Source organism: Streptomyces sp. SID14478 (genome assembly GCF_010548525.1).
In the GTDB taxonomy this organism is placed as follows: Bacteria; Actinomycetota; Actinomycetes; order Streptomycetales; family Streptomycetaceae; genus Streptomyces.
In genome coordinates, this window is the sequence record NZ_JAAGMG010001059.1 from 1 (window position 1) to 242 (window position 242).

Annotated in this window: 1 pseudogene; it reads left to right on the forward strand. The window is 76.4% G+C overall.

The features are described 5' to 3' along the window. Window positions 1-242 (forward strand): annotated as a pseudogene (locus tag G3I40_RS33940) (HAD family hydrolase); the annotation flags it as partial.

The following is a 242-nucleotide window of genomic DNA, read 5'->3' on the forward strand; positions in this document are numbered from 1 at the left end:
ATCGTCCTCGACAAGACCGGCACGGTGACGACCGGCCGCATGACCCTGCTCGCCACGCACCTGGCCGAGGGCGTCGACGAGAAGGAGCTGCTGCGGCTGGCCGGCGCCGTGGAGCACGCCTCGGAGCACCCGGTGGGCCGCGCCATTGCCGCGGGCGCCGCCGACCGCGCGGGCGAACTCCCGCCGGTCGAGGGCTTCCACGCCCTTCCCGGGCTCGGGGTGCGCGGCACCGTCGAGGGGCA